The organism is Microbispora sp. NPDC049125 (assembly GCF_040802045.1).
Lineage (GTDB): Bacteria > Actinomycetota > Actinomycetes > Streptosporangiales > Streptosporangiaceae > Microbispora.
The window spans coordinates 25,691-34,958 of the sequence record NZ_JBEZDW010000059.1; the positions used below are offsets into that span (position 1 = coordinate 25,691).

At 71.4% G+C, this 9,268-nt stretch carries 10 protein-coding genes; 7 read left to right on the plus strand and 3 right to left on the minus strand.

Annotated elements, in window-relative coordinates:
• Window positions 1-90 precede the first annotated feature (90 nt).
• Window positions 91-1,248, plus strand: coding sequence for an erythromycin esterase family protein (locus AB0B72_RS38135; protein WP_367744485.1), 1,158 nt, complete (start codon window positions 91-93; stop codon window positions 1,246-1,248).
• 187 nt (window positions 1,249-1,435) lie between these two features.
• Window positions 1,436-2,212 (plus strand): alpha/beta fold hydrolase, encoded by a 777-nt coding sequence (locus AB0B72_RS38140; protein ID WP_367744486.1) that lies wholly within the window; start codon window positions 1,436-1,438, stop codon window positions 2,210-2,212.
• 83 nt (window positions 2,213-2,295) lie between these two features.
• Here AB0B72_RS38140 and AB0B72_RS38145 read toward each other — a convergent pair whose 3' ends face one another.
• Complete coding sequence (locus AB0B72_RS38145; RefSeq protein WP_367744487.1) at window positions 2,296-3,387, minus strand: hypothetical protein; 1,092 nt, start codon at window positions 3,385-3,387, stop codon at window positions 2,296-2,298.
• Window positions 3,388-3,813: 426 nt separating this feature from the next.
• On the opposite strand from AB0B72_RS38145, the gene AB0B72_RS38150 reads away from it, so the two are divergent.
• The 3 genes from AB0B72_RS38150 (at window position 3,814) to AB0B72_RS38160 (ending at window position 7,086) form a co-directional block, all read left to right on the plus strand.
• The gene (locus AB0B72_RS38150) at window positions 3,814-4,926 is read left to right on the plus strand and encodes a cytochrome P450 (RefSeq protein ID WP_367744488.1); all 1,113 of its coding nucleotides are present in this window, start codon (window positions 3,814-3,816) and stop codon (window positions 4,924-4,926) included.
• Window positions 4,919-5,722, plus strand: a complete 804-nt coding sequence (locus tag AB0B72_RS38155) for an isocitrate lyase/phosphoenolpyruvate mutase family protein (RefSeq protein ID WP_367744490.1) — start codon at window positions 4,919-4,921, stop codon at window positions 5,720-5,722. The genes AB0B72_RS38150 and AB0B72_RS38155 overlap by 8 nt, the downstream gene beginning before the upstream one ends.
• 161 nt (window positions 5,723-5,883) lie before the next feature.
• Complete coding sequence (locus AB0B72_RS38160) at window positions 5,884-7,086, plus strand: Ig-like domain-containing protein (protein WP_367744491.1); 1,203 nt, start codon at window positions 5,884-5,886, stop codon at window positions 7,084-7,086.
• 96 nt (window positions 7,087-7,182) lie between these two features.
• On the opposite strand, the gene AB0B72_RS38165 is transcribed toward AB0B72_RS38160, so the two are convergent.
• A complete protein-coding gene (locus AB0B72_RS38165; protein ID WP_367744492.1) occupies window positions 7,183-7,362 on the minus strand; it encodes a hypothetical protein in 180 nt (59 codons plus the stop codon).
• A 153-nt stretch (window positions 7,363-7,515) separates the two neighbouring features.
• On the opposite strand from AB0B72_RS38165, the gene AB0B72_RS38170 reads away from it, so the two are divergent.
• Window positions 7,516-7,878, plus strand: a complete 363-nt coding sequence (locus AB0B72_RS38170; RefSeq protein WP_367744493.1) for a YciI family protein — start codon at window positions 7,516-7,518, stop codon at window positions 7,876-7,878.
• Between the two features lie 21 nt (window positions 7,879-7,899).
• On the opposite strand, the gene AB0B72_RS38175 is transcribed toward AB0B72_RS38170, so the two are convergent.
• Window positions 7,900-8,526: an ABATE domain-containing protein gene (locus AB0B72_RS38175; protein ID WP_367744494.1), complete on the minus strand. Its 627-nt coding sequence runs from the start codon at window positions 8,524-8,526 to the stop codon at window positions 7,900-7,902.
• A 66-nt stretch (window positions 8,527-8,592) separates the two neighbouring features.
• Between AB0B72_RS38175 and AB0B72_RS38180 the strand changes: the two genes are divergently transcribed.
• Window positions 8,593-8,982: a RidA family protein gene (locus AB0B72_RS38180; RefSeq protein ID WP_367744495.1), complete on the plus strand. Its 390-nt coding sequence runs from the start codon at window positions 8,593-8,595 to the stop codon at window positions 8,980-8,982.
• The last annotated feature ends 286 nt before the right edge of the window (window positions 8,983-9,268 follow it).

Below are 9,268 nucleotides of genomic sequence, written 5' to 3' on the forward strand. Positions count from 1 at the left end.
GAATGCATCACCGATTGAAGGTTGTCGCGATGAAAGCGGGGGTTTTCCGATAAAAGCTTACACCGAGTGTTCAACGATACCGTTGAAGGCATGGATATCAGGGACACCGCCAGGCCGCTCGACGGCGCAGGCGTCTCGGCGTTCCTCCGGTCGCTGCCCGCCAAGCCCCAGCTGCTCGGCCTTGGCGAGGCCAGGCACTTCGTGGGGGAGCTGGGCGAGCTGCGCAACGAGATCTTCCGGCATCTGGTCGAGCACGAGGGCTACCGGTCGTTCGCCATCGAAAGCGACTGCCTCAAGGGCCTCGTGGTGGACGACTACATCGCGACGGGCGCCGGCACGCTCGACGACGTCATGGACCGCGGCTTCAGCCACAACTTCGGCACGCCCCCGGCCACCCGCGAGCTCGTGCGCTGGATGCGCGCGTACAACGAGGAGCATGAGGAGAAGCTCCGGTTCTTCGGGTTCGACGGGCCTCTGGAGTACTGGGCGGCGAGCCCGCGCGAGGCGCTCACCGCCCTGTCCGCTCTCCTCGACGGCCCGCTGCCCTGCTCCGGGGAGACCCTCGACGCGCTGCTCGGCCCGGACGAGCGGTGGACGAACGAGGCCACGGTCATGGACCCGTCCCAGTCGATCGGCCGGTCCGCCGACGCCCAGCGGCTGCGGCTGCTCGCCGACGAGCTGGTGGCGCTGCTCGACACGCAGCTCCCGCGGCTGAGCGTGAAGGACAGGGAGCGTGCGGCGCTGTACGGGCGTACCGCCGTCGGCCTGCTCCGCTACCATCACTTGATGGCCGACACGTCGCCGGGCCGCGTGGCGCGGCTGTCAGGTCAGCGGGACGCGATGATGGCCGCCAACCTCCTCGCCGTCGCCGCGCAGGGCCCGGCCCTCGTCTTCACCCACAATCTCCACCTGCAGCGGGACAAGAGCTTCATGCGGCTCGGCGACCAGCCGCTGGAGTGGTGGAGCGCGGGGGCGCTCACCGAAGCGCACCTGGGCAGCCGGTACGCCTACCTGGCCTCCGCCTTCGGCACGGTCGGCGACGACACCCCGCCGCCGGACACGCTCGAAGGCGTCCTGTCCACGCTCCCGTGGGAGCACTCTCTCGTCGACACCCGCCGCCTGGCCGAGGCCGTCACGGAGCCCGCACCGCGCGTCTCACGCGATTTCGCCTATTTCCCGCTGGACGCGGCCCAGCTCGGCTCGATCGACGGCGTCGTCTTCCTCAAACAGGCCGTCAAGCTGGACTGACAGGTGCGCGTCTCCGTACGGCCGGGCGCCCGCCGGCGCTCGCAAGGTAAAACGTCGGAGGCCGGCGATATGGTTCTGGGCCGTCACCGTCTGTCAGCCGCAGGCTCGTTCGTCGTCAGGTCGAGCGCGGCCTTCCAGCCCAGCGCAACCCCCAGAGCACAGCCTTCCAAGAGAAGCGGAGACGGATATGAACACAGTTCGTTCCAGCGACGGCACCGCCATCGCCTACGACCGGATCGGCGCGGGAACGCCGGTGGTCCTCGTCAGCGGCGCCTCATGCGCGCGGGCGGTCCACACCGAGCTCGCCGAGCTGCTGTCGGCGCGCTTCACCGTGCTGAACTACGACCGCCGCGGGCGCGGGGACAGCGGCGACACCCAGCCTTACGCGGTCGAGCGGGAGATCGAGGACCTGCACGCCGTGATCGGCGAGGCCGGCGGGGAGGCGGCGGTCTTCGGCAGCTCCTCGGGCGCGGTCCTCGCCCTGCGCGCCGCGGCGGCCGGCCTGCCCGTCACCCGGCTCGCGCTGTGGGAGCCGCCGTTCATGTCCGACCCGGACGCGCCGGGCCGCCAGGCCGATTACGCCGCGAGGCTCGGCGAGCTGCTCGGCGCCGGCCGAAGAGGCGACGCCATGGCACTGTTCATGCGGACCGTCGGGCTGCCGGAGGAGATGATCGCCCAGATGCGCCGGGCCCCGATGTGGCCGGATCTGGAGGCCCTGGCGCCCACCCTCGCCTACGACGCCGCCGTGATGGGCGACGCCACCCTCCCGACCGGGACGGCCGCCTCGGTGAAGACGCCCTCCCTCGTGCTCCACGGCGGCCGGACGGCTCCGTTCCTGGCCGACGCGGCACGCATGCTCGCCGCCACCCTGCCCGATTCACGGCTCCTTTCCCTGGCCGGTCTCGACCACACGGTGGAGGCGGACGTCGTGGGCCCCGTGCTGGCGGACTTCTTCGCCGGGTGACGGCTGGAGGAGCGGCAGCGGGACGATCTGCGGAGGGCGGCGCCCCGGCGGCGCGGCGAGAGCAGCCGGGGCGCCGCCGGATGTCACTGGCGGCCGACGTAGCTGACCATCGACGGCTGGCCGACCCGCTCGTCGCCCTTGTAGCAGGCCACGTCACGGACGATCGCGCTCCCGCCGGAGGTGGCCCACAGCGTCAGCAGGTTGCAGAACTCCGGGCCGGGCCCGAACGCGGTGACCTGCACGTCGTCCTGCAGCACGCCCACGGAGGGGAACATGACCAACCGTAGGCCCGTCCCGGCGGTCTGCACCGTGTTCACCGCGCCCTGCGAGTTGTAGTTCACCGCGGGCGGGACCGGCGCGTACGGCCCGGGGTTGCCGGGGGAGTTGTCGAAGGTGTAGCCGAAGTTCTTCGGCGGGATCGCCGCCCCCGTGATCGCCCGCTCACGCTGGTAGCTCAGCGTCCAGCCGCTGTTGACTGGCGCGTCGGTCACGTCGTGGCAGCGCACCTGGATCTTCTGCAGGCCGGCCGACGGCGCCCAGCCCCCCACCTTGCAACGGACCGGGATGCTTGAGTTCAGCGCGGTCACCTGGATTCCCCCGGCGTATCCCGTGGACCCGAGCCCGGGGAGGGTCACCGTCCACACACCGGTCGAGGTGGGCGTGACCCCGTTGACCGCCAGGGCGGAGTTGTACTGCGAGGCGATGGAGGCGCCGCCCCACACGACGTAGCCGTACGCCTGGGGGGCGCGCAGCGCGCCGGTGCTCTCGGCGAAGACGATGGAGAACGGCACGTGCACCGGCGACCCGCCGTACTTGTAGCAGCGGACGGCGACGATCTCGTCAGGCAAGGGCGCCCACCACTTCTCCACCTGGCACCAGACGGGGGCGGCCACCGCCGCGGTGACGTGGACGACGCCGCCGCTCGCGACGCCGATCAGCGGGAACTTCACGAACACCTCGCCCACCGCGCCCGGAGTGACCTGGACGCTTCCGGCCGGCCAGGTGCCCGCCTGGTGCGCCAGGTCCGGGACGCCTGAGGTGGTGTCGACGAAGGCGTACCCCCATCTGTTGGGCACGGACGCCTGCGCTCCGGTGGCCGGCGCCAGGGCCAGAGCGGTCGCGATGAGAGCGATGGCGAGCAACGCCCGCGTGATCGCGTTTCGTAACGTGCGCATGTCGTCCTCCGTGTCGTTCGGGGCGGGCATCCGAGGCTGGGCATCCGAGGGCGGGACCGAGAGTGGAACCCGAGGGTGGGCGTCCGGGGGTGGGCATCCGTACGTGACCGCGGCGCCGGGGGTGACCGGCCGGTCCGACCAGGAGGAGTGCGGGTTCACACTCCCTTCCCGGCCCTGTGATAACCCGCCGGCCGCCCACGATAAAGACCCAACCTTTCGACGGCGGCCAGGGGAGCGACCAAGGGGCTTTTCCCGGCTGTCCGGAAAGGTCCCGGGCTCGGCAGAGGGTCTTGAGGCGGTCAAAAATCGGATGAATCACAGCGGAGCACTTTCATACGCCTTCCCGGCACTCCGGCCCCCGGATCAGCACGCGGGCCGGGCACGTTTCGACCGGCGCCGAAGGGCCGGCGCCCTAGCGTCCATGAGGTGACTCACCGTCCTCCCACCTACGCCGAGGGGCTGTGGCGCGTCTCGCGCCACGCCGACGTCCGGGCCGTGCTCGCCGACCCGCGCTTCGTCGTCCCCGCCCCGCCTCCCGCCCCGCCTTCCGCCACCGGGACGGCCGGCATGGGCTGGCTCCGGAGCGCCGTCAGCAGATTCGCCAACGGGCCGGAGCACGCCCGGCGGCGGGCCCGCGCCGGGAGCCTGCTCGCCCCGCTCGACCTCCACGGGCTACGGGCGGAGGCGTTCGGCCACGCCTCGGCCGAGCTCAGCCGGACCGACCCGATCGATGTCATGGACCGCCTCGCCCGGCGGGTGCCCGTCGGCGTGCTGTCCACGGCGCTCGGAGTGCCGGAGGAGCGCCGCGAGGATGCGGTCGCCGCCGTGACCGCGATCGCCGCCGCCTACCACCCGCCCGGACACGCCCCTGCCTCAGGCGACCGGCGAACAGCGGAGGGCGATCGGGGGGTGGCCGCGCTCGCCGCGCTGCTGGGCCATCCGGGTCCGGAACGGCTCGCCGCCGTCGCGGGCCTGCTGGTCCAGGCGTGCGACGCGACGGCGGGGCTGATCGGCACGACGCTCATCCTGACCACCTCACCGCCTCCCGACCCCCGCGCCCCCCGCGACCCCCGCGCCCCCCACGGGCCCCGTGGACCCGCCGGACCCCCGGCGCGATGGCCGGTGGAGGCGCTGCTGGCCGAGTCCCTCCGCTACGACCCGCCCGTACGGCTCACGCGCCGCACCGCCACCGTGGACACGGTGCTCGGCGGCGCCGCCGTACCGGCCGGAGCCGTGCTCGTGCTCGACCTCGCGGCCGCCAACCGCGACCCTCACGCGTTCCGCGACCCGGACCGGTTCGATCCCGGACGTGAGCGCGACCCCGGCCACCTGGGCTTCGGCGGCGGCCTGCGGCCGTGCCCGGGAGACGGCGTCGCGACGGCCCTGGCCGCCGGGGTCGTGGAGGCCGCGCGAGGGCACGTCCGGGCCGAGCCGGAGGACGGGTACGAGCCGTCACCCAACCTCCGTGTCCACTCCCGGCTCATCCTGCGGCGGCCCGGCCGTCCCGACGGCCGCCTCCACGGGGGTCCCCATGAGTGACCGCGCCCGGCGCTTCCGCGCGCTGCACCATGCTGACCGGCCGCTCGTGCTGCCCAACGCCTGGGACCACGCCTCCGCCGCCGCGCTGGCCGCGGCCGGCTTCTCCGCCGTCGGGACCACCAGCCTCGGGGTCGCCGCGGCGGCGGGCAAGCCGGACGCCACCGGCGGCACCCGGGAGGAGACGCTCACGCTGGCCCGGCGGCTCGCCGCCCTGCCCTGCCCGGTGACGGTCGACATCGAAAGCGGGTTCGGCGGCACGCCCGCCCAGGTGGCCGAGCTCGCCGCCGAGCTGGCGGCGGCGGGGATCGCGGGGATCAACATCGAGGACGGGCGCCCCGACGGCACACTGGCCCCGGTCGCCGGCCGGTGCGAGACGATCGCGGCGGTCAAGTCCCGGGTGCCCGGCCTGTTCGTCAACGCGCGCACGGACACCTTCTGGCTGGGGGACGGGTCGATGTCGCAGACCCTCACCCGCGCGCGGGCCTACGCGCGGGCGGGCGCGGACGGAGTGTTCGTGCCCGGCGTCGCCACCGACGACGACATCCGGGCAATCGTGGACGCGGTGCCGCTGCCGCTGAACGTGCTGTTCCTCCCCGGACGGCACACGGTGCCCGCGCTGGCGGCGCTCGGGGTGCGCCGGATCAGCACCGGCTCGCTGCTGCTGCGCGCCGCTCTCCACGCCGTCGTGACGACCGCCCGGGCCGTCGCGGACGGGGGCCGGGTGCCCGCCGGTCTTCCGTCGTACGCGGAGGTGCAGGCGCTGGCCGCAGGCGATGATCCGGAGGCCGGCACATGAACGGAATATAGCCTCCGCCTTGACGCGCACTTAACCGTCTCACAGAGTGATATCCGCTGATCAGCGACCGAACTGTGACCTAACTCCTGGGGATATTGCACATATGAGTGGCAACCGCGAATAAGGTCTTAAGGTGCCCTTGGCTCTCATGGGGAGAGGTTGTGCTGAGCACTAATACTCGTTCGAGACTGCCGATCGCCGGGCTGGCCGTGGCCCTGGCAGCGGTTCTGTCGGCATGCTCCGGCGGGTCGGGCTCGCCCGGATCGCAGGGAGGCGCCGGGAGCGCCGCGACGCCTCAGGTGCCGGCGCCCACCATAAAGATCAGCCCGGCGACGGGCACCGCGAAGGTGCGCCCCGACAAGTCCGTGGTGGTCGCCGCCACCAACGGCTCACTCGAAGAGGTCACCGTCGAGGCGGACGGAGACCAGGTCGAGGGCGAGTTCAACGAGGCCCACACGAAGTGGACCTCCAAGCAGCCGCTCAAGCCGTCCAGCAAGTACACCGTGTCGGCCAAGGCCACCGGCAACGGCGGTCCGGCGACCGCGACCAGCCAGTTCAGCACGCTCAAGCCGAAGGTCGAGCTGGCCGTCGCGGACGTCACCCCCGGTCTCAAGGGCGAGACGGTCGGCGTCGGCATGCCGATCATGGTGACGTTCAACCAGCCGGTGTCCGACAAGGCGGCGGTGGAGCAGGCCCTGGAGGTGGACGCCCAGAAGCCGGTGAAGGGCGCCTGGCGCTGGATCAACGACAAGCTGGTCATGTACCGCACGGCCAAGTACTGGCCCGCGCACCAGACGGTGAAGTTCACCGCCCATCTGACCGGCGTGCACGGCGGGCGGGACATGTACGGCACCAAGGACCGCACCACGACCATCAAGATCGGTGCGGCGTGGATCAGCTCGGTCAGCACCCGGACGCACAAGATGATCGTGCGCAAGGACGGCAAGGTCGTCCAGACCATGAAGATCAGTGCTGGTAAGGGCGGCACCCGCGAGTACACCACCACCAGCGGCGTCCACCTGACCATGGAACGCGGCAACCCGGTGACGATGATCTCCCCCGGCAAGAAGGAGGGCGACCCGGGGTACTACAAGGAGATCGTCAACTACGCCGTGCGGATCTCCAACAGCGGCGAGTACGTCCACAGCGCCCCGTGGTCGGTCGGCTCCCAGGGTTACGCCAACGTCAGCCACGGCTGCATCAACGCCCATCCCACCCAGGCGAAATGGTTCTACGAGAACTTCCACCGCGGTGACGTCGTCAAGGTCGTCGGCACCAACCGGGCGCTGGAGTGGAACAACGGCTGGGGTTTCTGGCAGATGTCGTTCAAGCAGTGGAGCAAGGGCAGCGCGCTCGAGTCGTGAGCGCGTCGCGGCCCCGTCGCCGCCTCCCGGCCGCGCCTCGACGGTGCGCCGGGAGCGCGGACGGGCCGCGCGACGGTGACGCCGCTGCGGCGTCTGTTACTGCAGACCCCACTTGAACAGGGCGAACGCGCCGATTATCTTCAAGGCCATCAGGCCGAGCACGACGCAGAACACGATCAGCGCGGGCTTGTGCTCGAAGTGCTTTCCCTCCTTCAGGGGAGGGCGCTTGGCCACCCGGTCGGCGATGCGCTCTTCGATCGGTTTGCGGTGGAACATGGGTCCAGGCTAGCGCCCTCCTCACCCGCCTCTCCTGGCCGGGGAAACCGCCCGCGCGTGGGTGCCCGTCGGGGCCGCGGTCGGGCAGGATCGTCTCCGCAGTGTCCGCGCACCGGTCCTCCGACGGGGGCGCCGCGACCGTGAGGAGAACGTGTGAAGTATCTGCTGATCATCCACAACAACCCGGCGTTGCTCGGCTCCCTCCCGAAGGAGGAGCTGGACGCCATGATGAACGCTCACGAGCCCTTCCAGCAGGCGCTCAAGGAGTCGGGGGAGCTGGTCGGCTTCGTCGCGCTCGCCGACGCGGCCGACAGCCGGGTCATCCGCGTCCTGGACCAGGTCCCGGCGGTGACGGACGGGCCCTTCGTGGAGGCCAAGGAGTATCTGGCCGGTTTCTACGTGGTCGACTGCGACAGCTTCGACCGCGCCGTGGAGCTCGCCGGGCGCATGCCCGAGGCCCGCTATCAGGGTGTCGAGGTGCGGCCTGTCCTGGCGGAGTCGGGCCTCGGGGCGTAGCCTCCCGCCGTACAACCCTTGTCACGGGCCTGCGGCCTGCCGGGCGCGCAGAGCCCGGAGCTTGTGGCGGTTGCCGCAGCGCTCCATCGCGCACCAGCGCCGGGCGCCTGGCCGGGACGAGTCCACGAACACCAGCGGGCAGTTGTCGCCCGCGCACTCGCGGATGCGCCCGGAGAGCGGGCCGGACAGCAGCTCGATCATCTCCCGCGCCAGCGTCGACAGCGCCTGCGTCGCCCGCACCGGCGTCGCCCACGCCGCGGCCGTCTCCTCGGCCGCCAACTCGCCGACCAGTTCGGGGACCAGTTCGGGGACCAGCGGCGCCGCGGCCGCGGCGCGGTTGATGGTGGCGACCGCCCCGGCGGGCAGGGGGCGACGCGCCGCCCGGGCGTGCGCCGCGTCCCAGATCGCCTGCCGCAGGGCCTTGGCCGCGATCAGCTCGCGGGCTGTCACGGGGACCGTCATGACCGCGGCCAGCGGCGGCTCGGCCAGCCATTCACCAAGGTCGGCAGGCTCGTGGAGGGTCTCGAACACCGCATAGCGGCCCTCGCCGCCTGTGTGAGCGAAGTCCAGGCAGACGGCGCCGGCATCGAACCGGAACGACCCTCCCTTGGGATCGTGCAGGACCCGTCCGGTTGTGCTCGCTCGCATGAAACCACTATAACTGGTGTTTATCGACACCCCTATTAGTGGTGTCGTCGTCAGAGGAGGCAGCAAATGGGTGTACGGCACATCAACCCCGAGGGACTCCACCGCAGCCCGGCCTTCAGCCAGGCCGTCGTGGTCGAACAGCCGGCGAAAACGATCTATATCGGCGGGCAGAACGGCGTCGGCCCCGACGGCAAGGTCGTCGGCACCACGGTCGGAGAGCAGACCGGCCAGGTGCTCCGCAACCTCGCCACCATCCTGGAAAGCGAAGGGGCGAGCCTGGCGAACATCGTGCACTGGACGATCGCCGTGGTGGAGGGTCACGCGTTCGACGAGGGTCTCGCCGCCTTCCAGCAGGCGTGGAACCCCGCCGACCCGCCGCCGGCCATCACGGTCCACGTCGTCGCCGGTCTGGGCCCCGAGTTCCTCGTCGAGATCGACGCCGTCGCCGTCGTATGACGCCTCGGGGTGGCCTCGCAGCAACAGCCATAGGTCCAACGAAGTAGCGTCCGAACTGCGTTTATGCGGGTTACTCGGACGGGGGTCGATCTCCACGACCACGGTCCGCGCCGGTTCGGTGCGTTCGGCCGAGGATCTGGTCACGGCTTGGACATCGGTGAATCGGCCCACCCTGAAAGCCGTCCACGGGTCCGACAGATCTGGTGTTCTTGACAAATAAGATCGTCGGTGGCAGTGTTGGGGGCATGGAGAGCGTGGCGGTGATCGTGGATGCGGCGGCGGCCGA

Coding starts and splice junctions, on each gene's coding strand:
- AB0B72_RS38135 (WP_367744485.1), top strand. CDS start 91: ATGGATATCAGGGACACCGCCAGGCCGCTCGACGGCGCAGGCGTCTCG.
- AB0B72_RS38140 (WP_367744486.1), top strand. CDS start 1,436: ATGAACACAGTTCGTTCCAGCGACGGCACCGCCATCGCCTACGACCGG.
- AB0B72_RS38145 (WP_367744487.1), bottom strand. CDS start 3,387: ATGCGCACGTTACGAAACGCGATCACGCGGGCGTTGCTCGCCATCGCT.
- AB0B72_RS38155 (WP_367744490.1), top strand. CDS start 4,919: ATGAGTGACCGCGCCCGGCGCTTCCGCGCGCTGCACCATGCTGACCGG.
- AB0B72_RS38165 (WP_367744492.1), bottom strand. CDS start 7,362: ATGTTCCACCGCAAACCGATCGAAGAGCGCATCGCCGACCGGGTGGCC.
- AB0B72_RS38175 (WP_367744494.1), bottom strand. CDS start 8,526: ATGCGAGCGAGCACAACCGGACGGGTCCTGCACGATCCCAAGGGAGGG.
- AB0B72_RS38180 (WP_367744495.1), top strand. CDS start 8,593: ATGGGTGTACGGCACATCAACCCCGAGGGACTCCACCGCAGCCCGGCC.